This window comes from Dyadobacter jiangsuensis (assembly GCF_003014695.1).
Taxonomy (GTDB): domain Bacteria; phylum Bacteroidota; class Bacteroidia; order Cytophagales; family Spirosomataceae; genus Dyadobacter; species Dyadobacter jiangsuensis.
In genome coordinates this window covers 182,844-209,403 of the sequence record NZ_PYAS01000005.1, presented here as the reverse complement: position 1 = coordinate 209,403, position 26,560 = coordinate 182,844, and the positions used below count along the sequence as shown (strand labels likewise).

29 protein-coding genes are annotated in these 26,560 nt (G+C 48.4%); 20 read left to right on the top strand and 9 right to left on the bottom strand.

Annotated features, from left to right (window positions below):
* Positions 1-137: 137 nt before the first annotated feature.
* Positions 138-1,358 (bottom strand): metallophosphoesterase family protein, encoded by a 1,221-nt coding sequence (locus CLV60_RS12060; RefSeq protein ID WP_106595851.1) that lies wholly within the window; start codon positions 1,356-1,358, stop codon positions 138-140.
* 44 nt (positions 1,359-1,402) lie between these two features.
* On the opposite strand from CLV60_RS12060, the gene CLV60_RS12055 reads away from it, so the two are divergent.
* Positions 1,403-2,233, top strand: a complete 831-nt coding sequence (locus CLV60_RS12055; RefSeq protein WP_106595636.1) for a polysaccharide deacetylase family protein — start codon at positions 1,403-1,405, stop codon at positions 2,231-2,233.
* On the opposite strand, the gene CLV60_RS12050 is transcribed toward CLV60_RS12055, so the two are convergent.
* From CLV60_RS12050 to CLV60_RS12025, 6 genes are all read right to left on the bottom strand, one after another.
* The gene (locus CLV60_RS12050) at positions 2,230-3,348 is read right to left on the bottom strand and encodes an acyltransferase family protein (protein WP_229210933.1); all 1,119 of its coding nucleotides are present in this window, start codon (positions 3,346-3,348) and stop codon (positions 2,230-2,232) included. The two genes, CLV60_RS12055 and CLV60_RS12050, sit on opposite strands and share 4 nt — an antisense overlap.
* An 11-nt stretch (positions 3,349-3,359) precedes the next feature.
* Complete coding sequence (locus CLV60_RS12045) at positions 3,360-3,881, bottom strand: KdsC family phosphatase (protein WP_106595634.1); 522 nt, start codon at positions 3,879-3,881, stop codon at positions 3,360-3,362.
* Positions 3,882-3,945: 64 nt separating this feature from the next.
* Positions 3,946-4,749 carry a Rossmann-like and DUF2520 domain-containing protein gene (locus CLV60_RS12040; protein WP_106595633.1) on the bottom strand — a complete coding sequence of 268 codons (804 nt, stop codon included), beginning with the start codon at positions 4,747-4,749 and terminating at the stop codon, positions 3,946-3,948.
* Positions 4,746-5,159 carry a PIN domain-containing protein gene (locus CLV60_RS12035; RefSeq protein WP_106595632.1) on the bottom strand — a complete coding sequence of 138 codons (414 nt, stop codon included), beginning with the start codon at positions 5,157-5,159 and terminating at the stop codon, positions 4,746-4,748. The genes CLV60_RS12040 and CLV60_RS12035 overlap by 4 nt, the downstream gene beginning before the upstream one ends.
* Positions 5,156-5,398 carry a hypothetical protein gene (locus tag CLV60_RS12030; RefSeq protein ID WP_106595631.1) on the bottom strand — a complete coding sequence of 81 codons (243 nt, stop codon included), beginning with the start codon at positions 5,396-5,398 and terminating at the stop codon, positions 5,156-5,158. Before CLV60_RS12030 ends, CLV60_RS12035 begins: the two co-directional genes overlap by 4 nt.
* 64 nt (positions 5,399-5,462) lie before the next feature.
* The gene (locus CLV60_RS12025) at positions 5,463-6,215 is read right to left on the bottom strand and encodes a 3-keto-disaccharide hydrolase (RefSeq protein WP_106595630.1); all 753 of its coding nucleotides are present in this window, start codon (positions 6,213-6,215) and stop codon (positions 5,463-5,465) included.
* A gap of 18 nt (positions 6,216-6,233) precedes the next feature.
* Between CLV60_RS12025 and CLV60_RS12020 the strand changes: the two genes are divergently transcribed.
* From CLV60_RS12020 to ftsZ, 15 genes are all read left to right on the top strand, one after another.
* Positions 6,234-6,935 (top strand): hypothetical protein, encoded by a 702-nt coding sequence (locus CLV60_RS12020; protein ID WP_106595629.1) that lies wholly within the window; start codon positions 6,234-6,236, stop codon positions 6,933-6,935.
* A 125-nt stretch (positions 6,936-7,060) separates the two neighbouring features.
* Positions 7,061-7,504, top strand: a complete 444-nt coding sequence (gene rplM, locus CLV60_RS12015) for a 50S ribosomal protein L13 (RefSeq protein WP_026350982.1) — start codon at positions 7,061-7,063, stop codon at positions 7,502-7,504.
* A 3-nt stretch (positions 7,505-7,507) separates the two neighbouring features.
* Positions 7,508-7,894, top strand: coding sequence for a 30S ribosomal protein S9 (gene rpsI, locus CLV60_RS12010; protein ID WP_015812950.1), 387 nt, complete (start codon positions 7,508-7,510; stop codon positions 7,892-7,894).
* A gap of 198 nt (positions 7,895-8,092) precedes the next feature.
* Positions 8,093-8,911 (top strand): 30S ribosomal protein S2, encoded by an 819-nt coding sequence (rpsB, locus tag CLV60_RS12005; RefSeq protein ID WP_106595628.1) that lies wholly within the window; start codon positions 8,093-8,095, stop codon positions 8,909-8,911.
* A gap of 184 nt (positions 8,912-9,095) precedes the next feature.
* Positions 9,096-9,932, top strand: coding sequence for a translation elongation factor Ts (tsf, locus tag CLV60_RS12000; RefSeq protein ID WP_106595627.1), 837 nt, complete (start codon positions 9,096-9,098; stop codon positions 9,930-9,932).
* 136 nt (positions 9,933-10,068) lie between these two features.
* A complete protein-coding gene (locus CLV60_RS11995; RefSeq protein ID WP_106595626.1) occupies positions 10,069-10,671 on the top strand; it encodes an RNA polymerase sigma factor in 603 nt (200 codons plus the stop codon).
* Between the two features lie 98 nt (positions 10,672-10,769).
* Positions 10,770-11,702, top strand: a complete 933-nt coding sequence (locus CLV60_RS11990; RefSeq protein ID WP_106595625.1) for a DUF3078 domain-containing protein — start codon at positions 10,770-10,772, stop codon at positions 11,700-11,702.
* A gap of 25 nt (positions 11,703-11,727) precedes the next feature.
* Positions 11,728-12,057, top strand: a complete 330-nt coding sequence (mscL, locus tag CLV60_RS11985) for a large-conductance mechanosensitive channel protein MscL (protein ID WP_106595624.1) — start codon at positions 11,728-11,730, stop codon at positions 12,055-12,057.
* Positions 12,058-12,210: 153 nt separating this feature from the next.
* Complete coding sequence (murD, locus tag CLV60_RS11980; RefSeq protein WP_374755644.1) at positions 12,211-13,554, top strand: UDP-N-acetylmuramoyl-L-alanine--D-glutamate ligase; 1,344 nt, start codon at positions 12,211-12,213, stop codon at positions 13,552-13,554.
* 55 nt (positions 13,555-13,609) lie between these two features.
* Positions 13,610-14,764 (top strand): FtsW/RodA/SpoVE family cell cycle protein, encoded by a 1,155-nt coding sequence (locus CLV60_RS11975; RefSeq protein WP_106595622.1) that lies wholly within the window; start codon positions 13,610-13,612, stop codon positions 14,762-14,764.
* A gap of 1 nt (position 14,765) precedes the next feature.
* Positions 14,766-15,863, top strand: a complete 1,098-nt coding sequence (gene murG / locus CLV60_RS11970) for an undecaprenyldiphospho-muramoylpentapeptide beta-N-acetylglucosaminyltransferase (RefSeq protein ID WP_106595621.1) — start codon at positions 14,766-14,768, stop codon at positions 15,861-15,863.
* Between the two features lie 18 nt (positions 15,864-15,881).
* Positions 15,882-17,285 (top strand): UDP-N-acetylmuramate--L-alanine ligase, encoded by a 1,404-nt coding sequence (gene murC, locus CLV60_RS11965; RefSeq protein WP_170118774.1) that lies wholly within the window; start codon positions 15,882-15,884, stop codon positions 17,283-17,285.
* A gap of 25 nt (positions 17,286-17,310) precedes the next feature.
* Positions 17,311-18,087 (top strand): cell division protein FtsQ/DivIB, encoded by a 777-nt coding sequence (locus CLV60_RS11960; RefSeq protein ID WP_106595619.1) that lies wholly within the window; start codon positions 17,311-17,313, stop codon positions 18,085-18,087.
* Between the two features lie 15 nt (positions 18,088-18,102).
* On the top strand, positions 18,103-19,449 hold the full coding sequence (ftsA, locus tag CLV60_RS11955; RefSeq protein ID WP_106595618.1) for a cell division protein FtsA: 1,347 nt from the start codon (positions 18,103-18,105) through the stop codon (positions 19,447-19,449).
* A 39-nt stretch (positions 19,450-19,488) separates the two neighbouring features.
* The gene (ftsZ, locus tag CLV60_RS11950; RefSeq protein WP_106595617.1) at positions 19,489-20,928 is read left to right on the top strand and encodes a cell division protein FtsZ; all 1,440 of its coding nucleotides are present in this window, start codon (positions 19,489-19,491) and stop codon (positions 20,926-20,928) included.
* Positions 20,929-20,963: 35 nt separating this feature from the next.
* Here ftsZ and CLV60_RS11945 read toward each other — a convergent pair whose 3' ends face one another.
* Entirely contained in the window at positions 20,964-21,506 is a 543-nt protein-coding gene (locus CLV60_RS11945; protein ID WP_106595616.1) for an NADPH-dependent FMN reductase, read from the bottom strand.
* Between the two features lie 220 nt (positions 21,507-21,726).
* On the opposite strand from CLV60_RS11945, the gene accD reads away from it, so the two are divergent.
* Positions 21,727-22,569 (top strand): acetyl-CoA carboxylase, carboxyltransferase subunit beta, encoded by an 843-nt coding sequence (gene accD, locus CLV60_RS11940; RefSeq protein WP_106595615.1) that lies wholly within the window; start codon positions 21,727-21,729, stop codon positions 22,567-22,569.
* A 93-nt stretch (positions 22,570-22,662) separates the two neighbouring features.
* Here accD and CLV60_RS11935 read toward each other — a convergent pair whose 3' ends face one another.
* Complete coding sequence (locus CLV60_RS11935; protein WP_106595614.1) at positions 22,663-23,136, bottom strand: nuclear transport factor 2 family protein; 474 nt, start codon at positions 23,134-23,136, stop codon at positions 22,663-22,665.
* A 59-nt stretch (positions 23,137-23,195) separates the two neighbouring features.
* Between CLV60_RS11935 and smpB the strand changes: the two genes are divergently transcribed.
* From smpB to rpsA, 3 genes are all read left to right on the top strand, one after another.
* On the top strand, positions 23,196-23,654 hold the full coding sequence (gene smpB / locus CLV60_RS11930; protein ID WP_015812934.1) for an SsrA-binding protein SmpB: 459 nt from the start codon (positions 23,196-23,198) through the stop codon (positions 23,652-23,654).
* A 147-nt stretch (positions 23,655-23,801) separates the two neighbouring features.
* Positions 23,802-24,311 (top strand): HNH endonuclease, encoded by a 510-nt coding sequence (locus CLV60_RS11925; RefSeq protein WP_106595850.1) that lies wholly within the window; start codon positions 23,802-23,804, stop codon positions 24,309-24,311.
* Positions 24,312-24,723: 412 nt separating this feature from the next.
* On the top strand, positions 24,724-26,520 hold the full coding sequence (gene rpsA / locus CLV60_RS11920) for a 30S ribosomal protein S1 (protein ID WP_106595613.1): 1,797 nt from the start codon (positions 24,724-24,726) through the stop codon (positions 26,518-26,520).
* The last annotated feature ends 40 nt before the right edge of the window (positions 26,521-26,560 follow it).

Sequence of the window (26,560 nt, the reverse complement as noted above, 5' to 3'; positions counted from 1 at the left end):
GCGATGGTGCAAAGCTCCTGCTTTGCACACGCTATTCGCAGGCCTCCGGCCGGTCATTTGTGCAAAAGCGTCTTCGGTATGGGCCGGCCGGAGGCCTGCGAATAGTAGGCACGAAGGAGACCTTCGCGCCATGGCTTTTATTCTGCTTCGCTGCCTAGTACTTCGCGGAAAACCTCCATTAAGCCCTCGGAGGGCTCCTGGCCCTTATTTTTGCTTTTGAAATACTCTTGAAATAACTTCTCCATACTCAGCGAAAGATCAACTTCCGCCGACGTATCTGCCACCTCGCTCTTTTTAATCTGAGGAATAATCTGAATAATACCCGAATGCGCTTCCATTAACCGCTTTTTGTCGGATGCTTCCAGATAATTGTCGGAAATGATCGTGAGTTCAATCAAATCATCTGAATGCTCGCCGAGCCATTCAATCGCTTCATCAATGCTGTCGAAGCCTTTGCGGCGGAGCTTTTTGCCTTTCAAAAGCTCGATAGGCTTGTAGCCGACCAATTTTCCTGCTTCGGCTTCAATCAGGATCACATATTTGTTCTGATTGGCCTCCGAAAAACTGTAAGCCAGCGGGCTGCTTGAATAAACAGACGGTGCCGGCATCCTATCCACCTGGTGAAACCGGTGCAAATGCCCTAACGCAATGTAATGCACCTGCTTCGGGAAATTTTCGGTGTAAATGGCTTGCGCGCCGCCTATGTGCAGGATCGGGCGCTCGTCGTCGGGCTCTTCGGGCATGGGGCCGCCTTTTTGCATCACAAATAAGTGGGTTGCCAGCAGATTGAAGCCATTATCATCGAGATATTGATCGGCCAGATTTTGCCAATGCTCTTGCAAATGAATGCGCAATGCCTCTTCCGATTCTTCTACGCCGAGGAAGGTTTTCAGACGTTGCTCGTTCGCGTAAGGCGTGTGCAGTACGCGGAGGGGAAACGGGGCATCAGGAAGCTTGATTTCGATAAATCCGGGCGCGGTTTTGATAATTTCGACCTGTCCCTGCGTGCAGAATGGCTTGATTTCCGTGTTGGGGAAACCTACAAACAGAATGCCGCACACCTTCGCGAGGGCGTCGGGTACCTGTATGCGCTCGGGGGAATCGTGGTTGCCGGCAATGGCGACGACCGCCCGTGTACCATTGGTCGAAAGCCGGTGTAATGTGCTATACAAAAGCTCGGTCGCTTCGGATGACGGGTTGAAGTTATCAAACAGATCACCGGCAACGACAATCGCGTCGACGGCCTCTCGTTCTGCTATTTCGCAGATTTCTTCGAGGACGAGGCGTTGTTCGTCCAGCCGGGAAAAGTTGTCGAGCTTTTTGCCGATATGCCAGTCGGCGGTGTGCAGTATTTTCATCCGTGTCATTAATTTAGCGAAAATAACAGATCATTTCCGAAGTTTTGAAATACATTAAAACTGCTTCAAGGTCATTAAAAGGATTGCTTTGGGTGCTGCTTGTCACAATGGCGGGTGCATTCTGGGGTTGCGGAAGCCCGTCGGGCAAGCCAGGTGCGGGCGGCATCGCCATTTCGTTTGACGACCATTTTATCAAAGAGTGGTACGAGCTCAGGCCATTATTTCAGAAATACAATGCGAAAGTAACCTTCTTCATTACCTGCCCGGATAGCCTGAAAGCGGAAGAGGCAGCCATGTTGAAGCAACTGGAAAAAGAGGGGCACGAAATCGGTTTCCACGGTACCGTCCATGCCAAATCCACAGAACTCATGACGGCGGGTGGCCCGAAAGGGTACATAGAGGCTGAGCTCGAACCGGGGCTGCGCCACATGAATGCGGCAGGTTTCAAACCCACTTCCTACGCGCACCCGGGCGGGAACCATAACGGCCGCGTCGATTCGGTACTTTTGGCAAAGGGATTTACGACTTTACGGGACGTAGCCATTTCAAGAAGGAAATATAAGGGCTTTCAGCTCTACGCCTGGCCGCCGCGTTGGATGAATGCGATCTACTACATATTTGACGGAGAGCAAAAAGTGGATGCGCTGATGATCGATTACGACGAGGTAACCGAAGAGGAAATTGCCGAGGCTATTCTGGAAGCAAAGGAAAATGGCACAGCACTGATGATTTTCGGGCATGAGCCGCTATACAGCGAGCCTAAGAATGGCAAATATGGTTTTAATGTGAGTTTTCTGGCTGCGGTTTTGCGCGAGGCGGACAAGCAGAAATTGAAATTCTACACCATGTCGGAACTGCCGAAATCAAATAACTAGCGACCGAACTTGCGGTCTTTGTACGCGAGGAGTGGTTTCTCAATATAATTAAAAGAAAAAGTAGCCACTGCCACGGAGCCTGCGAAGCTCAGTACATAAAGGACTGCCTGATAACTGCCATCCCGCCAGCCCGGTGCATACATTTCGAACAGATTGATAATCACCACAATCACCGCTACGTGGTAAATGTAAAGCCCGTAGGAAATCTTGCCGAGGTGATCCATCACCGGGTGTCCCAAATGCACGATCGTGTTCGGATTGCAGGAGACATTCAGCACAAAAAATGCGAAGAAAAGTGCATATACTTCGAGGAATCCAAAGAAATGCACGCCTGAGAAAAACAATGCGAGCAGGATCGTGTAGGCGACGATCTGTACATCTTTTCGGAAAATGAAGTTCAGGAATTTCAATTTGTCATTATAAACCAGCCAAGCACACACGCCTCCCAACGCCATGGTCTGAATGCGGAACTGGCCGAGGAATGTCGTGATCATCGACTTCCGGGTTTCTTCCGACGGGTCGGCTATTTCCAGCCCGAGGTAAAGCAAGCCAGCCGTTAATGCGAGGAAGAAAATAAATATCGGAATGCGCTTTTTGGGATATTTGATCAGCCAGGGCCAGAGGTAATAAAACTGCTCTTCCACGCCGATGGACCACGTTTGCGCGCACCAGTAGGGCAGGTCGTAGAGGACGAATGCGAAGTTGGGCAGCACCAAAAGCAACAACGTAAGCCGTTCTGGCAGGTTTACGGTCAGTTTTTCTTCGATGCCCGGGTAATCAAAAATGGGGATGTGCGGAAAAACAAAAAAGGAAAGCCCGATAATCAGGAAATAAATCGGCCAGATGCGGAATACGCGGCGCAAATAGAATTTTTTGGCGTCGACATCCCCGAACCGCCCACGCTCTTCGAGCAACAAATAGGTGATCAGAAACCCGCTCAATACGAAGAAGAGCCCCACGCCAAGCCTTCCTGCATGCTGGATAATGGGCATATCGTACACATTGGCGATGCCCAATGCGTGCTTGGCCTGTTCGAGGTGATGAAATACCACCAGCGATGCAGCAATGGCACGGATACCGTTCAGATTCGGGAAATAGCGCTTTTTCTTGTCCACCACCAAGCTTTTTATTCAAACCAGGCCATCCATTTTCCCTGCACTTTCATCACCTGTTCGATCAGGTCACGAACGGCACCGCGGCCACCGTTTTTTGGGGAAATGTAATCAGCGATAGCAAGGATTTCGTCGGCGGAGTCGGCCGGGCAGGCGCCCATGACGCTCGTGCGCATGACCTCATAATCGGGCAGGTCGTCACCCATGAACACGATTTCGCCTTCGGTAAGGCCGGTTTCTGCGAGGTATTTCTTGAAAACGGGCAGTTTCCCATCCGGTGAAGTGCCGATGAAAATATCGGTAACGCCCAGGTATTCGAGCCTTTTGCGGACGCCTACCTGGCTTTGTGCAGAGATAATCGCCACACGGTAGCCCATTCTGATCGCCCGGTTGATGCCGTAGCCGTCGCGCACGTTGAAAACGCGGGGTTGTTCGCCGGTTTCGAGGGCTATGACGCTGCCGTCGGTCATGACGCCGTCGATATCAAAAATGAAGGTAGTAATGCGCTTGCAACGTTCCGTTAGAGTCGAATTCATGAATAGCAGAATTGTGAATCCTGCAAATATAGCCTAACTTTTTTCGTGACGGTGCGGCGACTTATTATTTTGAAATGTAGAGGTTGCGGATCTTGTCGGTAAGCAGGCGGTATATCTCGGTGTAATCCTCGTTGGTTTCCTGCAAATATTCGAGATGGCGTGCAGTAGTTTTCCAGTCGCCCCGGCGGGCAGGTCCTGTCTGGCCGATCGAAGGATCATCCGATTGCATGGCTTTGTAGATGGTCGTCTGGATGAGTGGTTTCAGCAGGTCGAAGTTGAGCTGTTCGCGTTCCAAAAGGTCGTGGGAGATTGTGAGCATGTAGTTGGTGAAATTGCTCGCAAAGACGGCAGCTACATGCAGAATGAAGCGTTCGTCGGAATCCATCCGGGTTACATTATCGCTCACGCTCGATGCCAGCTGCATTAGCTTTCCTTCAATGAGCTCGTTGCGCGATTCGATGCAGAACGGCAGCTCGCTATAATCCATTTCGACGTCCTTTGTAAATGTTTGTAAAGGATAGAACACGCCCGTGTGGACATATACGTCGCTGTAAATCTCCACAAGTTTCTGAAATTCAGCGAGCGAGCGCGTGCCCGACGTGTGCACGAGGATCACGCCCTCGGGTAGTACAATGCGCTGGATCACGCTCTCGATCGCGTCGTCAGTCACCGCGATCACGATCACTTCGGCTTCGCTTTCCGAGAAATTGAGGTCGGGCTGGATATTGGTATCATATAAAGAAGAAGCCAACTGACGCGCTTTCTGCGTATCGCGGCTATACACCTCGCAAATCCAATGCCCCGCGTCCTCAAATGCCTGCGCCAGATGCCAGGCAACGTTACCAGCGCCTATGAAGGAGATTTTCAATGATCTATCCAGTTTTCCAGCTGAATGCCAGCCAGGTTTTCAAAATCTTTTGTGTTTCGGGTGACCAAGGTAAGGCCGTATCGTAACGCGGTTGAGCCAATCAGCAGATCGAATTCACCTATAACCCGGCCGAGTCTTCTTAATCTTGCCTTTTCTCTGGCATAAATAGAAAAACCCGTGACAGTTGGTAAAGTTTGGGCGGAAAAGGCCAGTTCAAATTTGCGAGCCCTTTTCAGGTTCTCTTGATATCTGGCCGGTGCGCTATTTTCAACACCAAATAAAAGTTCTGCAATGGTGATTTCGGAGATGTAGCAGTTAATACGACCAATTTGACGAACCTTCTTTTTTAAGTCAAAATCTCCTTTTAAATAGTGTATGCAAATATTGGTATCTAACAGATATTGATTCATAGTTCAATGTCCCTGGGTGAATCACTTCGACTTGAATATATCATTTTTACAAGTTCTTCCCCAGTTTCCTCACTTTCCCAACTGCCGAACAAGCTGTCCAAAAGAGCGTCTTTGTATTCATTGCTCTCCGTAATATCTTCGACTACGATCTTCAATTTTCTTTCACCAAAGATTTCCTTCACCGATTCAATAAACCGGCTGTCGAGTTCGGCGGTATTTATCTGAAAGGTTTGCTGCATGGCATTTTCAGTTAGTTATATGCTAATATAATATTTTGCCTACACATAACCCATGCAAGTGCCGTCAATGCACCACCGGCGCCACTTGCTCCGGCGTGGTAATGCCGCCCGGCAGCTCCATAATCCGCATATTCCGGAAATGGATTTCGGCGCCTTCGGCTTCGAGGCAGATGTAGCCTTTCTTGCGCTCGGAGGCGCGCAGGCCGTTCACGAATTTGCCGTTGACGGATAGTTTTACGGTACCGTCCACGGCTACGACCACGTATTTGTTCCATTCCCCTTTGCCTTTGCAGCGCTTTTCGAGGGATTTGCTGCGGATCCCTCGCGGGTTATCCGGGATGGCGGTCATGCCCATGGTGGGGAAGAGCTCACCGTGGACGTAATCTTCTGTCGCATTGTGCTGCGGGGCGTACTCCAGCTCGAGCATTTGTACTTCGATAGCCTTCGTGAGCGGGTCATGTTCCTGCGGAGTGCCTTCACTCCATATGAATATGCCCGAGTTGCCGCCGGCCTCCATATGTTTCCATTCCACTTCGAGGATGAAGTTTTCATATTGCCGGTCGGAGCGCATCACGCCAATCGGCTTGCCGGAGCATATTAAGGTGCCGTTTTTGACTTTCCAGGTTTCTTTGGAGGTGTTGACATCGATCCAGCCGTTCAGGTTTTTGCCATTGAAAAGGGGGACAAACCCCAGATGGTCGCTGTCTTGGGCGCGCGAATGGGTGCTGAACAGCCCGCACAGTAGTAATATAACCGCTTGCAAACGGATAACCCGCGATTTCTTTCGGGTATAAGTTATTATTGTAGAATTCATCATCTAACTATGGGTTCAGCAATGAAAATTTTAAAAGGACTATTGATCATTTTATTACTGAATGCCACTTCCACACACGCACAATATACTTCCCCGATTGCTGGCGGTGTGGATGTCGGTGCCAGCTTAGGGAACAACACCTGGGCGCCTTCTATTATGTATCACGAGGAAATTGGTTCGCAACGGCTTCCCTGGCTGCGGTTTGGTGTCGGCTTCAGGGCATGGGGCCTCTATGGCGGCAGAACAAACCTCTATACCGAGCGTGTTGCGGGTGTTAAGGACTATCTGGAATACCGGGATGTTTCCGTCAATGGTCTCAGCTTCCTTGCAGGTGTGAATGTGAGTTTCTGGAAGCTCGATATTGGTGTAAATGCCGACCTGCTCGGGCTGACTTACGGCTCTAAACGGCACGGGTATTATGAGAAAAACGCTCCGACGAATGGAACTGGAAAGCCCAATTACGATCAATGGCTGGCCAGCAAACCGACGTTATTCAACGTGTTGCCGTTCGCGCTGCGCAGGAACACGGGGCAGTCGGAAGCATTCGTGCGTTTCAAGGCTACCCGGAAGTTGGGCGTGAAGCTCGGTTACACTTACACCAGGCTTACTTACACCACCCGAAAAAACGATGGTTTCAACGTTTACCTCGATAACAACCAGCGACATGTGTCCAAAGTTTACGGCCTTCCGTACGTCGCATTAGCCTTTGGATTAGGGAATTGACAAATGAATTTCACAAACATACTTGTAATTCAATTTGTTAAACTCTATATTTGCACTCCCATTTTGCGATGGACTGTCTTGTTACAGTGTAAATTATTGAAAATCAATTTAATTTTTTGTTAATCGTGGATACGTTAAGCTACAAAACCATCTCGGCGAACAAAAACACAGTAAACAAGGAGTGGATTGTTGTGGATGCTGAAAATGCAGTTCTTGGTCGTTTGGCCAGCGAAGTTGCTAAGATTATCAGAGGCAAACACAAAGCAAGCTACACTCCTCATGTGGATTGTGGAGATAACGTAATTGTTATCAACGCCGATAAGATCAAGTTGACAGGTAAGAAAATGACGGACAAGGTTTATGTTCGCCACACAGGTTACCCAGGAGGTCAACGTTTTCAAACTCCTCGCGAGTTGCTCGAAAAACACCCTGAGCGTGTGATCGAGAAAGCCGTGAAAGGCATGCTTCCAAAGAACCGTTTGGGACGTCGTTTATTTACAAACCTGTTTGTTTACGCTGCCGCAGAACACCCGCACAGCGCACAGCAACCAAAGCAAATCCAATTGTAATTCATGGAAGTGATCAACACAATAGGTAGAAGAAAAACAGCCGTTGCTCGTATTTACCTTACACCCGGTAAAGGCGATATCAAAGTAAACGGTCGTGATTACAAAGAATATTTCCCGTTTGAAGTACACCAGATCGTTCTGCAACAACCGTTTGCAACAATCTCAGGTGGAAATGGTTACGATATCAAAGTAAACGTAAGAGGTGGTGGAATCTCAGGTCAGGCGGAAGCGATCCGTATGGCGGTTTCACGTGCACTGGTTCAATACAACGGCGAATTCCGCGGCGCATTGAAAAAAGAAGGATTCCTTACCCGCGACCCACGTATGGTTGAGCGTAAGAAATACGGACGCGCTAAGGCTCGCAGAAGATTCCAGTTCTCGAAACGTTAATAAGTGGTCAGATGTGGTCAGAAAGGTCAAGTGTAGTCAGGAATGGTCATTTGTTGTTCTTTATAGTTTAAAACAACACATGACAATCAATGACAACCTCTGACAATCAATGACAATAAATTGTCCAGACGTCGCTTATCGTGCCCGATGCTTCGTGCTGCGTAACAAGTCTAAAATATTTTTAAATCAAATTTGGCAATGGCACAAATAGAATATAAAGAACTATTGGATGCAGGTGTCCACTTTGGTCACCTTACCCGCAAGTGGGATCCACGGATGGCTCCGTATATCTTCATGGAGAAGAACGGGATCCACATCATTGACCTGAACAAAACTTTGAGCTGCCTCGGCGAAGCGGAAGCTGCGTTGAAACAGATCGTTCGTTCAGGACGTAAGATCATGTTTGTTGCTACTAAAAAACAAGCGCAGGAAATCGTAACGGAAGAGGCAAAACGCCTTAAAATGCCTTACGTGACCGATCGCTGGTTGGGTGGTATGCTGACAAACTTTGGCACAATTCGCAAGTCTTTGAAAAAAATGCAGACTCTCGAGAAGATGCTGAAAGACGAAGCCACGGTTAGCAATATTGCGAAAAGAGAACGCCTGATGCTTACACGTGAAAAGGAGAAACTGGAAAGAGTACTAGGTGGTGTAGCGGACCTTACTCGCCTTCCAGCGGCACTTTTCATCGTTGATGTAAAACGCGAGCACATTGCGGTTGCAGAAGCAAAAAGATTGAACATCCCTATTTTTGCGATCTGCGATACCAACTCAAACCCTGAATTGGTTGACTTCCCAATCCCATCGAACGACGATGCTTACAAAGCAATCTCGTTGATCACTTTGGCGATCGGTAAGGCTATCGAAGAAGGTTTGATGGAACGCAAACAAGACAAAGACGATCAGCGCCTGGTTGAGGAAGAAGAAGCGAAACGCGCAGCTGACAAAGGTGATGAGGCAGCCCCTCGTGCCGAAGTTGCCGCAGAAGCAGAAGTTGCTGAATCTGACGAAGAGTAAAAAGGGCAATATGGCGTGATTTTCAAATGACCCGCCATACTTGACATATACGGTAGCCCATAGCCTCTTGCTATGGGCTACGTTTTTTTAAAATTCTTGCGAAGGGATTCCTTAACCATTTCATAATCGGCGGTTAACGGCCCTTTTACCACAAAACATTAATACAAAAATATTTATCACGATCATGGCAATTACCGCACAAGATGTAAACAAACTCCGCCAGATGACCGGCGCGGGCATGATGGATTGTAAAAAAGCCCTGCAGGAAGCAGATGGCGATTTCGACAAAGCCGTTGATATTCTCCGTAAACAAGGACAGAAAGTGGCTGCAAAACGTGCTGACAACGCTGTATCAGAAGGAACTGTTCTGATCAACATCAGCGCTGACGGTACCAACGGTAAACTCGTTGCTTTGGCTTGCGAAACTGAGCCCGTATCGAACGTGGAAGATTTCAAAAACCTTGCGCAATCTATCCTTGACAAAGCAGTAGCGGATAACATCGCTGACAAAGATGCCCTTTTGGCTGCAACTTTGGCGGACGGTCGTCCTGTATCAGAGCACATGGTTGAACTGACAGGTAAACTGGGAGAGAAACTGGAAATCAGCGCTTACGAGAACGTAACAGCTGACAAAGTTGTCCCTTACATCCACTCAAACGGTAAATTGGGTGTGTTGGTAGCATTCGCCGGCGTAAACGGAACCGATGTTGCTGAACTTGGTAAAGACGTAGCAATGCAAATTGCCGCTATGAAACCGGTTGCGCTTGACAAAGACGGTATCGACGCTGCTACTATCGAGCGCGAAATCGAAGTTGGTAAAGAGCAGGCTCGTGCAGAAGGTAAGCCTGAGGCGATGCTTGAGAAAATCGCTCAAGGTAAACTTCAGAAGTTCTACAAAGACAGCACCCTGTTGAACCAGGAGTTTGTGAAGGATTCTTCATTGACTATCCGTCAGCTGCTTGAGAAAACTTCAAAAGGTTTGTCTGTTACCTCATTCAAACGTGTAGCGATCGGCGGATAAGCCTTTTCAGCAACAAAATATATTGACAACGCCTGGTATCTAATTTGTATACCAGGCGTTGTTTTTTCATATTTACAGAAAGTTAAATGCAATTTAATTTTCGACACACGCTATCGGCGGCATTTCATCAGGCAGAATGGTTGAAACACGGAGCAATTCCTGTTCGGAGCATAATTCGACAGATGAAGAATTAGTTAGACTTTTCCTCGAATCAAGGGACAATCGTCATTTCCAGAAACTTTACGAGCGTTATGCTTTAAAAGTTTATCAAAAATGCGTCACACTCACGAAAGACGCAACGCGGGCCGAAGACGTTATGCACGACGTCTTTCTTAAACTGATCCACAAAATGAGCTCGTTTAAGACCGGCGCCAAGTTCTCCACCTGGCTTTTTACCATTACCCATAACCATTGTATGGACCTCGCGCGCGTGAGTAAGCGCCGGGTGATCCTCGTACACGAGGCCGAAACGCCTGAAGGTGGCGGGAAGGAAGAACTTTGTCTGCAGGGGCTGTTTGAGGAAGAGGTAAATCTGATTATGCTGAAAGAAGCACTCGATTTACTCGACCTGGAAGATAAGGCGATGATCTACCTGCGCTATCTCGACGACCGCAGTATCCGAGACATTGCAAGCCTGTTCAGGATCACCGAAAGTGCTGTTAAAATGCGCCTGATGCGGTCGCGCAGGAAACTTCGTAGGTGGTACCATAAACTTTCGGAAGGCAGCAATTTTTTTTGAAAGCGTCAGAAATTGCTTTACTTTGACCGCAACCTCCTCATTTGTTAGCTGTAAATCGTGGAAATTTAATGAGTATGGTCCCACTAAACACATTGACTATGAGCCAAAAACTTCAACGTACATCCTTTATTGCCCTAACTTTACTCGCACTTCTGACATTCCCGGCCATTGCCCAAAATAAGGTTGATCTTACCAATTCGATCAATTCAGGCCGTTTGAAAACCGCTAATGATACCGCCTGGCACAAAATTGAATTCGGTGCCAACCTCAACCAGGGGTCTTTCAGCTCCAACTGGACGGGTGGTGGTGTAAACTCTATTGCACTGGGTCTTTTCCTGAATGCACTCAGTGAAAAAAAAGTGGGTAAAAATTCGTGGCGGAATGACTTCCAGGGACAGTACGGTATCGTCCGGAACAAGGGTCAGCAAAGCCGCAAGAATGTCGACCGGATATTCTTCGATACCAAGTATAACCGGGAACTGACAGCCAAATGGAGCCTTTTTGCCAATGTCAACTTCCTTTCTCAGTTTGGTAACGGTTATGAATACTCTGCCGAGACAGATACTGTTAAATTCAAGAAAAAGGTATCCGGGATACTCTCGCCTGCGTATCTGACCGAGGCGATCGGTATCGAATACCGGCCCGTTCCCTATTTTTTTATTGACCTCGCGCCCGGCGCGCTGCGGCAGACCATCGTTGTTGACAAGGATCTGTACGTAAATACGCCCGACCAGAAGAACTATGGTGTGCCCATAGGCAAGCGAGTGCGTACCGAAGCGGCCCTGATCCAGTTAGTCGCCAATTTCGACAAGGATATTGCGAAGGACGTGAACCTTAAATTCCGTTATCTGATGTTTTCGAGCTTCAAACACCCTTTGAATATAGACAACCGTCTGGACGCGCAGCTGACTGCCAAGATCAACAAGTATGTCAATGTCAACCTCGGCGCCATCATGGTTTACGACGAAGACCAGAGTAACAAAATCCAGTTTGCTCAGGCCCTCAGCATAGGCTTTTTGTTCGCTTTTTAATCTAATCAATTAACCTCATCTTGTTATGCTAAAGGAGTTCAAAACGTTTATCGCACAAGGGAATGTGCTCGACCTCGCCGTCGGTGTCGTGATCGGTGCCGCGTTTGGAAAAATCACTACTTCGTTGGTGGAAGACATTCTCAACCCGATCCTGGGCCTTATCCTCGGTGGAGTGGATTTTACACAACTTAAGATTGTGCTGAAAGAGGCTGTCGGCGAAACGCCGGAAGTGGCGATCCGTTACGGTAACTTTATCCAGGTCCTGATCCAATTCCTGTTAATTGCCTGGGTGATATTCCTGATCGTGAAAGCGGCCAACCGATTGAAATTATCCGAATCGATGAAGAAAGAGTAGAACTAGTTTAAAAGTCATAAATACTAATTGAGAGGCATATTTCCTGTGCCTCTTTTTTTATCTGCGTTATTGGGAGGGCATTAAAAAAAGTTTTCGCCAAAAGATTTACCTTCGTGGTTAAGGCAGATTGTTCAACGTTCTAAATTCATTCTTGTGCAAAAAAAGGTGACGATTCTGGGTGGCGGAGAAAGCGGCGCCGGTGCCGCGATTCTTGCGAAATCCAAAGGTTTTGAAGTTTTTTTATCGGATAAGGGCCAGTTGCATCAGAAGTACGCTGACATTCTGAACAGTGAAAATATTCCATTTGAGCAGGGGCAGCATTCGGAGGAACGCATCCTCGAAAGCGACCTCGTAGTGAAAAGCCCGGGCATTCCCGACAAGGTGCCTTTGATCGTCGCATTGAAGGAAAAAGGGATCCCGGTGATCTCTGAAATTGAATTCGCCTCGCGCTATACGGACGCGAAACTCATTGCGATTACGGGTAGCAACGGCAAAACCACCACCACCTTACTGACCTATCATCTGCTCAAAACAGCAGGCCTGAATGTAGGCCTCGCCGGGAATATCGGCGACAGTTTCGCGTGGGCGGTTGCTGAAAAGCATTTTGATTATTATGTATTGGAAATCAGCAGCTTCCAACTGGATAATATCGTCGATTTCCATCCCTATATTTCTGTTCTTTTGAATATCACTCCCGATCACCTGGATCGTTATGGGTATGATTTTCAGAATTATGTGAATTCCAAGTTTAACATTATCCGTAACCAGACGGCGTCGGATCATTTCATTTATTATAAAGAAAGTGAAGTGATCGAAAAGGAGCTCGGAAAGCGGAGCCCGGCGGTTGGGAAGGTGCAGGTTTCGCTGGAAAATGTATTGGAATCGGGCTCGTACCTTGAAAACGGTCAGCTGATTTCCAATGTCAATGGCCGTGCATTTGAGCAGGCATTCAGTGAGCTGCCGATCAAGGGACCGCACAATGCGATCAACGCGCTGGCAGCAATATCGGTTGCACAGCTGCTGGGTATCGATGCGGAAAAGATCAGTGAAGGCTTGAAGTCGTTCACGAACGCGCCGCACCGTTTGGAACAGGTAGAAGTGATTGGCGGTGTGGCATACATTAATGATTCCAAGGCTACCAATGTGGATTCGGTATATTATGCGTTAGGTAGTTTCGATCAGCCGGTGATCCTGATTGCCGGCGGTGTGGATAAAGGAAATGATTATTCACAAATTGAGGAGCTGGTAAAGAATAAAGTAAAAGGACTGATCGTGCTGGGGAAAGACCCGGCAAAGCTGGAAAACTATTTTTCAGGCAAGGTCCCGCAAATATATGCGACCGAGGACGTCCAGGATGCCGTCAACAAAGGACGGGAATGGGGCGTGCCGGGGGATATCGTTCTGCTATCGCCCGCCTGCGCGAGTTTTGATTTATTCAAAAACTACGAGGACCGGGGTGATCAATTCAAGGCTGCCGTCAGAAACCTCATCCAATAACCATCTCTGACAACACTTGACAATACCGGACATAAATTCTTAGCCGCCAAACGATATGGATTTCCTGAACAAAACAAGGGAGGATACCCAGGCATGGTTTAGCAAAAACCTCAAAGGCGATCCCTGGATATGGGGGATATGCATCATTATGCTCATGTGGAGCATCGTGGTCGTGTACAGCGCTTCCGTGAAGGACGCTTACAGCCAGATGGATGGTAATACGGAATATTATCTCTACAAGCATGCATTGTTATGCGTGCTGTCGCTGGGAGTGATGTATTTCGTGCACCGCGTGCCCTATATCAAATTTGTATATGTGACGAGGCTCGCTGTTTGGAGCTCCATCCTGCTTTTGATATTCACGATGTTTTTCGGAAGATCAGTGAACGATGCTGCCCGGTGGATTGAAATACCGGTGATCGGCCAGCGTTTCCAGCCTTCGGAATGGGCCAAGGTGGCGTTGGTAGCACATTTGTCGCTGATATTGGCACGGCATATAAAAGGCGGCTGGAATACGCGTGAGCTTTTCATGGAGCCGCTCGCGCTTGTAGGTGTCGTGTGTGGGCTGATTTTCGTGAGTAACGTATCGACGGCCGTGATGCTGGCCGGTATTTGCTTTTTGCTGATGTTCGTGGGCAAGGTACCGCTGCATTACCTGGCATTTACGGCGCTCGGCCTTGTATTCTTCGCAACGATCGCGATTTTGCTTAACTCCACGCAGCGTTCAGGAACGGCGCAAAGCCGGATATCTACTTTTTTTGACAAAGACGTGGTGGTTTACCAATCCCAGCAATCCTACATGGCCATGGCCCGCGGGGGATTGTATGGAGAAGGCGTTTCCAAAAGTCGCCAGCGCCGTTTCCTGCCCGAGCCTCAAAAAGACTTCATTTTCGCGGTGGCGGTGGAAGAATACGGCACATTAGGCGGAACGGCGTTGATCATCCTTTACCTGATTCTCTTGTACCGCGGCCTGAAAGCGATCGAGGCGACCAAACGACCATTCGGCGGGCTGCTATCGGCCGGACTTACATTCATCGTGGTGAGCCAGGCGTTTTCGGCGATGGCCGTAACGGTCGGGCTGGTGCCGGTGACGGGGCAAACGCTGCCGTTTTTTAGTCAGGGAGGAACTTCGCTGTTATTTACGGGTATTGCAATGGGGATGATCCTCAGCGTGAGCCGGGGCGAAATCGTGGAGGAAAAACGCATTTAACATGGCAAAAAGAATCATTATCAGCGGAGGAGGTACTGGCGGGCATATTTACCCGGCCATCGCCATTGCCAATGCATTGCAGCACAGGGAACCGGATACGGAGATCCTGTTTGTGGGTGCGTTGGGCAAAATGGAGATGGAAAAAGTCCCCCGCGCAGGTTATAAAATTGTGGGGCTTCCCATTGCAGGTATTAAAAGGAGTCTTTCGCTGGAAAATCTCACACTTCCCTTCAAAATGCTCCGAAGCCTGATGAAAGCCCGGGAGGTGATCAAAGACTTCAAACCGGACGTCGCAGTAGGCGTGGGTGGTTTTGCCAGCGGTCCATTGCTGATGATGGCATCCATGGCCGGTATCCCGACCTTGATCCAGGAGCAGAATTCCTATGCGGGCGTTACCAATAAATTGCTCGCCAAAAGAGCGTCTAAAATATGCGTGGCTTATCCCGGAATGGAGGCGTTTTTCCCCAGGGAGAAGATCACCATGCTCGGTAACCCCGTCCGGAGCGACATTACGTATGTGCATTTGAAGCGTGCCGCTGCTCTGGAACATTTTGAGTTGAACGAAGGGGCGAAAACACTGTTCGTGATGGGTGGGAGCCTCGGCGCGCGCTCGATCAACGAAAGCATTACCGAAGGACTCGGTAAATTGGTGGAGGCCGGGTATCAGGTACTGTGGCAGACCGGTAAAAATGATATTGATAAGGCCAAAGCCGCTATCGAGAAACTCGGAACGGATAAGGTGAAGGCATTTGATTTTATTTATACCATGGACCTCGCCTATGCGGTGGCCGATGTGGTGGTGTCGCGTGCGGGTGCATTATCGGTTTCGGAATTATGCCTCGCAGCCAAGCCGGCTATTCTTGTGCCGTTTCCGTATGCTTCGGAAGACCATCAAACCAAGAATGCGATGAACCTTGTCGACAGCAATGCGGCTATTCTGGTAAAGGATTCGGAGGCGCGTACGCGATTGGTGGATCAGGCATTGGCACTGCTCGATGATGTAACCCGCCAGCGCGAATTGCAGACGAATATCAATAAGCTGGCACGTCCCAGCGCGGCCGACGACATTGCCGCCGAAGTTTTTAATTTGATTCAATAACCCCAAGATTTGAATATGATGTCATCCTCTGTGACAAACTGGAAATATATCTATTTTGTAGGAATAGGCGGGATCGGAATGAGTGCGCTGGCCCGCTGGTTCAAGGCCAACGGCTTTGAAGTGGCCGGTTACGATAAAACCATGACCCCGCTGGTAGGTAAGCTTATCGAAGAAGGCATTCCGGTAACACTGGAAGATGATATTGCCACCATTCCTGCGGCATTTACCGCCGATCCGCAGCAGACGCTCGTTATTTACACCCCTGCCGTGCCTGTGCAGCACAAGCAAATGCATTATTTCCGGGATGAAAATTTCCTGATCCTGAAACGCTCGCAGGTACTGGGCATTCTGACCCAAAATCTGAGAACGATCGGTGTCGCGGGTACGCACGGGAAGACGACCACATCCTCGCTTGTAGCGCATATCCTGCGTCACGCGCATGTGAACAGCACGGCATTTTTGGGAGGTATTACCCAGAACTACGGGACCAACTTGCTCCTCAATGAGCCTACCGATAAGCTGGAAGAGGTTTTCTGCGTAGTGGAAGCCGACGAGTTCGACCGCTCTTTTCTGACGTTGTTCCCGGAAATAGCGATCGTGACCTCCACCGACGCCGACCACCTCGATATTTACGGCAAGCACGAAGCAGTGCTCGAATCGTTCCGCGATTATGTGAGCCAGATCGACGAGAACGGGGCATTATTCATGCGTGAAGGTCTGGAAATTGCCGACAGCTGCAAGGCAAAGGTATTTACCTACTCGTTGAACAGCGGCCCGTACCATTCGGCTAACATCCATATTGAGAATGCCCGCTTCGTATTCGACCTGATTTACCCTGGGGGTATAATCGAAGGCATTGCGATGAAAATTCCGGGTTACCATAATATCGAAAACTCCATTGCGGCGAGCGCAGTGGCATTGTATATAGGAGTCGCGCCCGGCGAGATCAAGGAGGCACTCGAAAGTTACGGGGGCGTGAAGCGCCGTTTCGAATACCAGGTGGAGGAAGAAGGGAATGTGTATATCGACGATTATGCGCACCACCCGACGGAAATAGAGGCATTTTTGTCGTCGGTGAAAGGGTTGTATCCGGGCCGCCACGTGACGGCGATCTTCCAGCCGCACCTGTTCACCCGTACGCGTGACTTCGCGGATGGGTTCGCAGAAAGTTTATCGTTGGCGGACCGGCTTTTGTTGCTCGATATTTATCCTGCACGCGAGCTGCCGATCGAGGGGGTCAATTCTGAAATGATCCTGGACAAAGTGACCTCGAATGATAAACAACTGGTTGCAAAAGAAGAAGTTTTACAACTTTTAAAAGAATTAAATACGGATATTGTGGTCACGATAGGCGCCGGGGACATCGATACTTTGGTGGGCCCGATACGCGATTTGCTGCAAAATCCAGTTGCGAATAATTAGTCAAAGCATTTTTAATATTACTAAGATGTTACGTAAATTTGACTATTCATGGACTTTGTTGAAGCGTAGTTTGTGGCTTATTCTGCCAATTGCCGGCATCGGTATGGCGGAAAGCAAGCTGGGTCAACAGCGTTGTACAAATCTCGTAATATCGATCCAGGGCGATTCAGGTACAAGATTCCTGAACCAAATGGATGTACAAATGCTGCTGACCGAGAACGGCGGTGATCCGTTGATCGGGGCCAGGCTCAGCGATGTAGCCCTGCACGATCTGGAAAACCGTGTCAGCCGCAACAAATTGATCAAGAAATGTCAGGTTTTTCGTGACCTCAGGGGCAATATAGTAGTCGAAGTTGAGCAGGAGAAACCGCTTGCGCGCTGGATTAACACGTCGGATAATGGGGAAATGCGGAACACATCGGGATACTATATCAACCATGAGGGCGTTTTTTTTCCTCTATCAGAAAGTTATTCAGCAAGAACGTTACTGGTTTCAGGGGCGTATTTCCAGAACCCTCAAAAGCTGAGGTCCGAAAAGGGCGCTCAGGTTTTGGAGTTATTGCGTTTTCTGAACACCGACCCGTTCTGGAAAGCGCAGGTTACACAAATGAATGTGGATAAGGATGGTGAGATAGACCTCACGACATTGCTGGGCGATCAGCGGATCGAGCTGGGGATGGCGGAGGATTTCGAGCCCAAGTTCAAAAAGCTGCGCATCTTTTATGATAAGGTGCTGAGCAAGGATTGGGGCCGGTATAAGAGAATTAGTGTTAAGTTTCAAGATCAAATAGTTTGTGAATAATAATTCACCATCAGCATGGCACACGATAAGATTGTAGTTGGGGTAGATATTGGAAGTACTAAAATAACGGTGGTAGCTGCGCAAGGCTCAGCGACACGCCGGAACAATATCGAGATTTTGGGCTTCAGCGAAGTCCCTGTGCCGTCGGGAGCAGTGGTAAACGGCTCCGTTGAAAACATTAAACAGGTAGGCAGCGCGATCAAGGAAGCATTGGCGGAAGCCGGTTCACGGTCGGATCTCGATATAGGAATAGTGAATGTAAGCTTTGGCGGCACGCACGTGAAAGTGAGTGCACAGAGCGATGGCGTAATCAGGCCGTCGGCATCTTCGGGCGAGGAAGTAACGCAGCGGGATGTTGACCAATTGGTTGATGATATGTACCGCGCGAAAATCGAACCGAATTTCGATGTGCTGCATGTGTTGCCGATGGACTTTACAGTCGATAACTCTACGGGCGTACGCGAGCCGGTAGGGCGCACGGGCATTAAGCTGGGAGGGAACTTCCTGGTGGTATCTGCCAACAGCCAATCGGTGTTGCGGACGAAGAAAAGCCTCGCCGAAGCAGATCAGGCGTTGAAATGCGATAAACTGGTATTGGCGCCATTGGCAACGAGCCTCGCCGTTTTGACAGACAATGAAATGAAAGCCGGTATTGCGATGGTGGACATCGGCGACCATACTACGGACGTGATCATTTACCACGACCGCATTGTGCGTCATATTGCCTCATTCCCGATCGGCGGACGCCATATTACGGCCGACCTCGAAGTAGGCTGTGGTATCCAGTTCGAGAACGCGGAGCATTTGAAAAAGGAATACGGTGTGGCGGTGTCCGCAGACGTTCCTTTGAATGTAGAAATCCTGATCAACTACCTTGCAGGCCGACAGCCCAAGCCGGTTTTGAAAAAGAACGTGGCATTGATTATCGAGGAGCGTTTGAAAGAAATCGCGGCGATGGTTTATGCGGAAATCATTAAATCAGGTTATGCCGACAGGCTGATTGGCGGACTCGTGCTTACCGGCGGCTCAGCGAACATTCCGGAAATCGAGGCATTGTTCGAAAGAGTGACCGACATGTCGGTGCGCGTAGGCTATCCCGAAAACCTGGAACGCACTGCGAAAGCGGATGCCGTAAGCAATGCTTCGTTCAACACCGCTATCGGATTGGCGTGGGCCGGATTGAAATCGGTTGATCCGCGGGTGAAATCGGTTTGCAAGCCTGCATCTGCATTCAATACGGGCAACGTCGTTCAGAAAGAGCCTGTGAAGGAGGTTAAAGAACAACCAAAACGTAATGGAACGTTTTGGGATAACATTACCGGCATTATTGGTAAAAAAGACGAGAGTCTGGGAGACTATTAACAGGAATATCATCACGCATACTCAACCCCGGAAAGAATTATGAATAATAGCTTGTTGCACGCATTAGACCAGGACTATATAGTGAACGAAATCATCAAAGACACCAACGGAGAAGGCCACGGTGAACCGGCTATCATCAAGGTGATTGGTGTGGGCGGCGGTGGTAGCAATGCTGTGAACTACATGTTTGAGAAAAAGATCAAAGATGTAGAGTTTGCGGTTTGTAATACCGACAGACAAGCGCTGGCAAATAGCCCCGTACCTGTCAAAATCCAGTTGGGTGCGACTTTGACACAAGGCCTGGGAGCCGGTACGGATGCCACAAAAGGTAAGGAAGCGGCTTTGGAAACCATCGAGGAGATCAAAGGTCTTCTGGGAGGCTCTACACAAATGGTATTTATCACCGCCGGTATGGGTGGTGGAACAGGAACCGGCGCCGCACCGGTGATCGCGCAGTTGGCCAAAGAAATGGGCAAACTGACGGTGGCCGTGGTAACTGCGCCATACACCTGGGAAGGACTTGACAAGAAAGAGCAGGCGCTCGAAGGGATCGAGCAGCTGAAAGAATATAGCGACACCGTCCTCGTGGTGCTCAACGACAAACTCGAAGAGCTGTACGAGGACATGACATTGACGCAGGCTTTCGCGGAAGCGGACGGTATTTTGCTCAATGCAGTGAAAAGTATTTCCGAGATCATTACCACCAATGGTAATATCAACACCGACTTCAAGGATGTGGAGAAAGTGTTGAAAAGTGCCGGTCAGTCGGTTATGGGAACTTCGGAATCTACCGGTGCCGACCGTGCGCAGAATGCGATCAAGGAAGCATTGGATTCACCGCTGTTGAATGACCGTGACATCCGCGGAGCCAAAAGAATCCTCGTGACACTTGCTACCAGCAAGAAGAAAGAGGCTACCATGCGCGAGCAGCGCGAAATCTGGCAATATGTGCTTTCACAAGTAGGCGGCGAAGCTCGTATGTTCAAGCTGGGTACGATCACCGATGACTCGCTGGGCGACAAGCTCCGGGTTACCGTAGTGGCGGCTGGTTTTGACAGTATCGAATCGCCGATCCCGGGTATTCAGCTCAAAGGAGTGAAAGGACAGCCCGAGCCGACGCCGGTGGTTGTCGAGGAGCCGAAAGAAGAGCTGCCTCCTGTCGCCGTTGAAGAAGAAGAATTGGTATTGACAGGCGAACTGGAAGAAAATACGCCAACGAGCTCTATTGACCTCGTTCTGGAAGATGAAAGAGTAACGCACGGATTCGATCCTATCAATATTTCGCTGACGGAAATCGAGCCGACGAACGACTGGACCGACGAAGATGCCCTGAAAATGGAAATGATGGTCAAATCATTCCGCGACGGACTTGTAAAGTACTCTGATCTGGAAGGTCCGGCTTATCGCCGCAGCAGGGTAGAGCTCTGGAAGCGACCTACGATTCCGGCACATGAAATGGAACAGCACTGGCTGAAATAGCAAAAGGGGAGCGACGAGCTCCCTTTTTTAATATGCTAGAAGTGGATGATCTGCCCGGCCTGTATTTCGAGCAGTTCTTTATACAATGCGTTTGACATCACGTTTTCGTTGTAATGCGAACGTATCTGCCCGAGCTTTACGCGCATTGCGAGCGTATTCATACCCAGGTAACTGAAAACGTCATTTAAATGGCTCAATGCAATGGTAGCACCTTGTGGATTCGATGACAATCCTACCAATGCAGCCTTTTTATTGGAAAAACTATTGGGGTAAGGAAGGCCGTCGATAAATGCTTTCAGTACACCCGGGTAGGAGCCATTGTATTCAGGCACAATGAAAACGAACTTGTCGGTCTGTTCCAGCAATGATTTCAGGTTGTTGAATGCTTCGTTTTTGCCGGTATTGGCATAGAGCGCCGACACCGTAAAATCGTCGGGTAAGTTCACCAGATCGAGGATAATGCTGGGTGCGTGCAGTTGTTGAAGGATTCCCTGATAGTATTCCGCAATTTTCCTGGACATCGAGTTGGGCCGGTTGGTGCCAACGATGATCACAATAGGCGAGGTGGATGCAGTCATGTGCCGGTTAATGTTCTTGTCACTAGTAACAAATAATGTTTGAAATTGTTCTGATGACGCCGTTACTCGGGGGCAAATCTAACCGTCAAACCGACACGTTACCAGGCAGTTTTCATGATACACAACAATTATTGTTATATTTGAGCCCGTTATTTATCATGAAACTTCAATAATTATCTGATTTTCAGATTATTATATATAAATCAACCCACATACAAATATGTCCTGGTTTATTCGCAAAGAAAAAGGTATCAATACACCGACTGAAATGAAGCGCGAAGCGCCGGACGGTTTATGGTATCAATGCCCTAATTGCAAAAAAATCACTCCTACCAGGGAACATAAGCAGAATGCTTTCACCTGCCCGCATTGCAACTACCATGAAAAAGTAGGTTCGGATGTGTATTTCAACCTGCTTTTCGATGACAACGAGTTTATCGAGCTCGACGCTAACCTGATTTCCGGCGACCCGCTAGGCTTTGTAGATACCAAGGCTTATCCGGATCGTATCAAGTCGACCATGAAGAAAACCGGGTTGAAAGACGCGGTTCGTACCGGTCACGGTAAAATGAATGGGTTGGACCTGGTGATCGCTTGTATGGATTTCAGCTTCATCGGAGGGTCGATGGGTTCGGTGGTAGGTGAGAAAATCGCCCGTGCGATTTCTTACTCGCTCGAAAAGAAGGTTCCCTTCCTGATGATCTCGAAGTCGGGAGGAGCGCGTATGATGGAGGCAGGGTTTTCACTGATGCAGATGGCTAAGACCTCTGCACGCCTCGCGCAATTGTCAGAGGCTAAGATACCTTATATTTCATTGCTAACTGACCCTACAACCGGCGGTGTAACAGCGTCTTACGCAATGCTCGGCGACTTCAACATTTCGGAGCCCGAAGCATTGATCGGTTTCGCCGGTCCGCGTGTAATCCGGGAGACAATCGGTAAAGATTTGCCGAAAGGTTTCCAAAGCGCAGAATTCGTTTTGGAACATGGTTTCCTCGACTTCATCGTAGACCGCAAGGATTTGAAAGATAAATTGACCAGCCTGCTGAATATGCTCAAATAGGCAATAGCATTTAACAAAGCGGCCCGTCAGGTTATCTGGCGGGCCGCTTTGTATTTATGTTAACGTGTTGTTTGCAGTTAAATGGAATGCGGATCAGGGGCAAGCGTCTTTCCGGCGTGTGTCGGTAATGTCATTAATCTTCCAGCCGGTGCTGGTTTTAATGAGGTTGAAAACATTGACGCCGCAATGCGAGAACTTGTCGCCGAGGTAAAACTTGTAAGGGGCCCAGACGACCGCCATCGGCCCGTCGATGGAGACCTTTACGTCGTAAATGCGCTCGTCCCATTGTTCCTTATGCGGTGTTCCCACGGCCTTCACGAAGCCGTCGACGCTTCCTTTGTGCGTAACCACTGAATCGGCCGCGTTTTTGGAAATGGAAGTCAATGCGGCAGTTTTGGTAAATACGTTTCTGACGGCCGTTGAGTCGCCGGTCCGCATGCCGGTAAACAGTTTGTCGACCGTCGCCCGCGCGTCTGCGGCGTCTGTTTGCGCGAGGGCGTGATTTGTCACTGTTCCAGCGATCGTGATGAGTAATACAAGTGTCAGGAAATGGCTAATAGGTTTCATTGGTATAGTTTTAACAAAAACTTAATTTTGAGCCCCTTTGTAAAATTTTGGGAATCGATATGTCGGAAAAAATAGTTAAAAAAGTAGATATAAAGAACAGACGGGCTTCATTCGAGTACTTCTTCCTGGAAGAGTTCACGACCGGTATGGTGCTCACGGGCACCGAAATCAAGTCGATCAGGCAGGGTAAGGTCAATTTTCAGGATGCTTACTGCCTGTTTATGGATGGTGAACTGTTCATTCGGAGTCTTCACATTTCACCTTATACGGAAGGTACGCACTATAATCATGAGCCTATGCGTGATCGCAAGCTGTTGATTACCAAGAGGGAGCGGAAGAAATTGATAGAAGGTTTGAAGGATGTTGGCCTTACGATTATACCTGTCCGGTTGTTTACCAGCGAGCGAGGCTTAGCCAAGTTGCACATAGCATTGGCGAAAGGCAAAAAGCTTTATGACAAGCGCGATAGTATCAAAGAGCGCGACGTAAAACGCGAGAACGATCGCGCTGGTTACTGAGCAGCCGGCTGGTTTGGTGCCTAGAAAGTGCTAATACGGTGATCCTCGGGACTTTCTGTTAAATTCTTTCAACAATATTTGAAAATGCCGGAGCGTTTTTTCTGGTGAAATATTCTTATATTGTGGGAATTAACTCACACAGGGCTCATGGGTAAAGTACTGGTTCTGAATCAAGATTATAGCGCACTAAGTGTTTGCACGGTTCCGAAGGCGTTTTTGCTGGTTTATATGAAAAAAGCCGAAATGCTCGCTGAGTCTCAGATGGAGCATCTCAGGACTGTCAACGACAGGTACCCCATGCCCGTCGTGATACGTCTCCATCGCTACATACATATACCGTACAGGGGCGTAGTCATGACCAGGCAAAACCTCTTCAAGCGGGACGGCAACAGGTGCCAGTATTGCGGAACCCACGATAATCTGACCCTGGACCATGTGATGCCGAAAAGCAGGGGAGGGAAAACCACCTGGGATAATTTGGCCACCGCATGTAAAAGATGCAACTCCCGCAAAGGAGACCATACGCCGGAAGAGGTTGACATGCCGTTAAAGCAGCGACCGTTCCGGCCTTCTTTTTTAATGTTCATTCGTGATTTTTCAGGCATGGCCGATGATGAGTGGCTGCCGTATCTCGGATCGAAGGAACGTTCGTGCTGATCGGTACCTTCTCCACTGATTGTCAGGCATTGTCACTTTTAGTCAGGTGTTGTCAAGAATAGTCAAGAGGTTGAAAAGGAATGGTCAGTGGTTGTCATGTGCAGTCATTGATTGTTAGGTTCTGTTAATCAGCCATGTTCAGACAATTTCTTCTCCAATAATGCTTCCCGCACCCACACCTGACTACACTTAACTATCCCTGACAATACTTGACCACTTCCTGGCCACACTTGACCATTCTACGTCCCGACGGCACCTCAGCCTCAGATCGTTAAATTAAATCGCCCAGCTCTTCGGATTTTCGCAGGGATTGCGTAATTTTGCGTCCTGATTTTTCAAAAAATACTTGTTGAACTAATTTTCAGCCGATTAGCCCGGCGGCTGATGTATCGAAGGGCCATTATTCCTATTTATGTCTAAGGAAAAACAAAATCAACCGCTTCCCGAATTCGATTGGGATAAAGCATCAGACAAAGGTTTCGGAACCGCTTATTCATCTGCTGACCGTACCCGTCTGGAACAAATGTATGAGACTACCCTTTCTCCTGTTTCGGAAAAAGAAGTAGTTAAAGGTGTTGTAGTAGGTATTACAGACCGCGAGGTGATCCTGAACATCGGTTTCAAATCTGATGGTATCGTTTCATCCAATGAATTCCGCGACCTGCCAGGTTTGAAAATCGGCGACGAAGTGGAAGTTTACGTAGAGAACCAGGAAGACGCACAAGGTCAGCTGGTACTTTCACGCAAAAAAGCGAAAGTTATCACTGCATGGGATAACATCCAGAAATCATTCGACGAGGATGTTGTTATCGATGCAAATGTTAAGAGAAGAACCAAAGGTGGTCTTATCGTTGATATTTTCGGCATTGAAGCCTTCTTGCCAGGTTCACAAATCGATGTGAAGCCAATCCGTGACTTCGACGTTTTCGTTGGAAAGCGTATGGAAGTAAAAGTTGTGAAAATCAACTACGCTAACGATAACGTAGTAGTATCACACAAAATCCTGATCGAGAAAGACCTCGAAGCACAACGTCAGCAAATCCTGAACAACCTCGAAAAAGGTCAGGTACTGGAAGGTGTGATCAAAAACATGACCAACTTCGGTGTGTTCATCGACTTGGGTGGTGTGGATGGTTTGTTGCACATTACTGATATCTCTTGGGGCCGTATCAACCACCCATCTGACCTCCTTTCACTGGATCAGAAACTGAACGTGGTTGTTCTCGACTTCGACGAAGAGAAAAAACGCATTTCTTTGGGTCTGAAACAACTTCAGTCTCACCCATGGGATTCTCTGGACGAGTCAATCCAGGTTGGATCGAAAGTTACTGGTCGCATCGTGAACGTTGCTGACTACGGCGCTTTCCTTGAAATCAAACCAGGTGTTGAAGGTCTGATCCACGTTTCTGAAATGTCATGGTCTCAGCACCTGCGCAATCCACAGGAGTTCATGAACGTGAACGACGAGATCAGCGCGGTTGTATTGACGCTTGACCGTCAGGAGCGCAAAATGTCTTTGGGCATCAAACAACTCACCGAAGATCCTTGGACTCAAGGTTCATTGAAAGAGAAATATGCGATCGGTACCCGTCACAAAGGTGTTGTTCGTAACCTGACCAACTTCGGTCTCTTCATCGAGCTTGAAGAAGGTATCGACGGTCTGGTACACGTTTCTGACCTTTCATGGACTAAGAAAATCAAGCATCCTTCCGACTTCGTAAAAGTAAACGACGAGCTGGAAGTAGTTGTTCTTGAACTTGACGCGGAAAACCGTCGTCTGGCTCTGGGTCACAAGCAGCTTGAAGAAAACCCATGGGATACTTTCGAGAGCATTTTCGAAGTAGGTTCAGTACACAAATCGACTATCGTTGCTAAAGGTGATAAATTCGCTACACTCGAACTTCCTTACGGAATCGAAGGTGTTGCTGCTATCAAAAACCTTGCGAAAGAAGACGGAACATTTGCTGAGGTAGGTGAAAGCCTTGACTTCACTGTTCTTGAATTCCTGAAAGACGAGAAGAAAATCGTTCTGACTCACTCTAAAGTAAAAGGTGTTCCTGCTGAGGAAAAGAAAGAAGCAAAAGCTGCCAAAGCTCCTGCTGCTGAATCAGTGAACAAAGAAGTAGAAAAATCTACTTTCGGAGACCTTAGCGTTCTGTCTGCTTTGAAAGAGCAGCTGGAAGAGAGCGAGAAGAAAGGAAAAAAGTAAAATAAAATATGGTGCGGAAGAATTTTTTAATACTTTTGCA

What these genes read in the sequence shown, in the direction of transcription:
- CLV60_RS12030 (WP_106595631.1), bottom strand. Translation starts at nt 5,398, where the DNA reads ATGCAGCAAACCTTTCAGATAAATACCGCCGAACTCGACAGCCGGTTT.
- murG (WP_106595621.1), top strand. Translation starts at nt 14,766, where the DNA reads ATGGCAAAAAGAATCATTATCAGCGGAGGAGGTACTGGCGGGCATATT.
- CLV60_RS11945 (WP_106595616.1), bottom strand. Translation starts at nt 21,506, where the DNA reads ATGACTGCATCCACCTCGCCTATTGTGATCATCGTTGGCACCAACCGG.
- smpB (WP_015812934.1), top strand. Translation starts at nt 23,196, where the DNA reads ATGTCGGAAAAAATAGTTAAAAAAGTAGATATAAAGAACAGACGGGCT.
- tsf (WP_106595627.1), top strand. Translation starts at nt 9,096, where the DNA reads ATGGCAATTACCGCACAAGATGTAAACAAACTCCGCCAGATGACCGGC.
- accD (WP_106595615.1), top strand. Translation starts at nt 21,727, where the DNA reads ATGTCCTGGTTTATTCGCAAAGAAAAAGGTATCAATACACCGACTGAA.
- CLV60_RS11925 (WP_106595850.1), top strand. Translation starts at nt 23,802, where the DNA reads ATGGGTAAAGTACTGGTTCTGAATCAAGATTATAGCGCACTAAGTGTT.
- CLV60_RS12025 (WP_106595630.1), bottom strand. Translation starts at nt 6,215, where the DNA reads ATGATGAATTCTACAATAATAACTTATACCCGAAAGAAATCGCGGGTT.
- CLV60_RS11960 (WP_106595619.1), top strand. Translation starts at nt 17,311, where the DNA reads ATGTTACGTAAATTTGACTATTCATGGACTTTGTTGAAGCGTAGTTTG.
- rpsI (WP_015812950.1), top strand. Translation starts at nt 7,508, where the DNA reads ATGGAAGTGATCAACACAATAGGTAGAAGAAAAACAGCCGTTGCTCGT.
- CLV60_RS11990 (WP_106595625.1), top strand. Translation starts at nt 10,770, where the DNA reads ATGAGCCAAAAACTTCAACGTACATCCTTTATTGCCCTAACTTTACTC.
- CLV60_RS12035 (WP_106595632.1), bottom strand. Translation starts at nt 5,159, where the DNA reads ATGAATCAATATCTGTTAGATACCAATATTTGCATACACTATTTAAAA.
- rpsA (WP_106595613.1), top strand. Translation starts at nt 24,724, where the DNA reads ATGTCTAAGGAAAAACAAAATCAACCGCTTCCCGAATTCGATTGGGAT.
- murC (WP_170118774.1), top strand. Translation starts at nt 15,882, where the DNA reads ATGTCATCCTCTGTGACAAACTGGAAATATATCTATTTTGTAGGAATA.
- CLV60_RS12045 (WP_106595634.1), bottom strand. Translation starts at nt 3,881, where the DNA reads ATGAATTCGACTCTAACGGAACGTTGCAAGCGCATTACTACCTTCATT.
- CLV60_RS12060 (WP_106595851.1), bottom strand. Translation starts at nt 1,358, where the DNA reads ATGAAAATACTGCACACCGCCGACTGGCATATCGGCAAAAAGCTCGAC.
- CLV60_RS11975 (WP_106595622.1), top strand. Translation starts at nt 13,610, where the DNA reads ATGGATTTCCTGAACAAAACAAGGGAGGATACCCAGGCATGGTTTAGC.
- CLV60_RS11995 (WP_106595626.1), top strand. Translation starts at nt 10,069, where the DNA reads ATGGTTGAAACACGGAGCAATTCCTGTTCGGAGCATAATTCGACAGAT.
- mscL (WP_106595624.1), top strand. Translation starts at nt 11,728, where the DNA reads ATGCTAAAGGAGTTCAAAACGTTTATCGCACAAGGGAATGTGCTCGAC.
- ftsZ (WP_106595617.1), top strand. Translation starts at nt 19,489, where the DNA reads ATGAATAATAGCTTGTTGCACGCATTAGACCAGGACTATATAGTGAAC.
- rpsB (WP_106595628.1), top strand. Translation starts at nt 8,093, where the DNA reads ATGGCACAAATAGAATATAAAGAACTATTGGATGCAGGTGTCCACTTT.
- ftsA (WP_106595618.1), top strand. Translation starts at nt 18,103, where the DNA reads ATGGCACACGATAAGATTGTAGTTGGGGTAGATATTGGAAGTACTAAA.
- CLV60_RS12020 (WP_106595629.1), top strand. Translation starts at nt 6,234, where the DNA reads ATGAAAATTTTAAAAGGACTATTGATCATTTTATTACTGAATGCCACT.
- CLV60_RS11935 (WP_106595614.1), bottom strand. Translation starts at nt 23,136, where the DNA reads ATGAAACCTATTAGCCATTTCCTGACACTTGTATTACTCATCACGATC.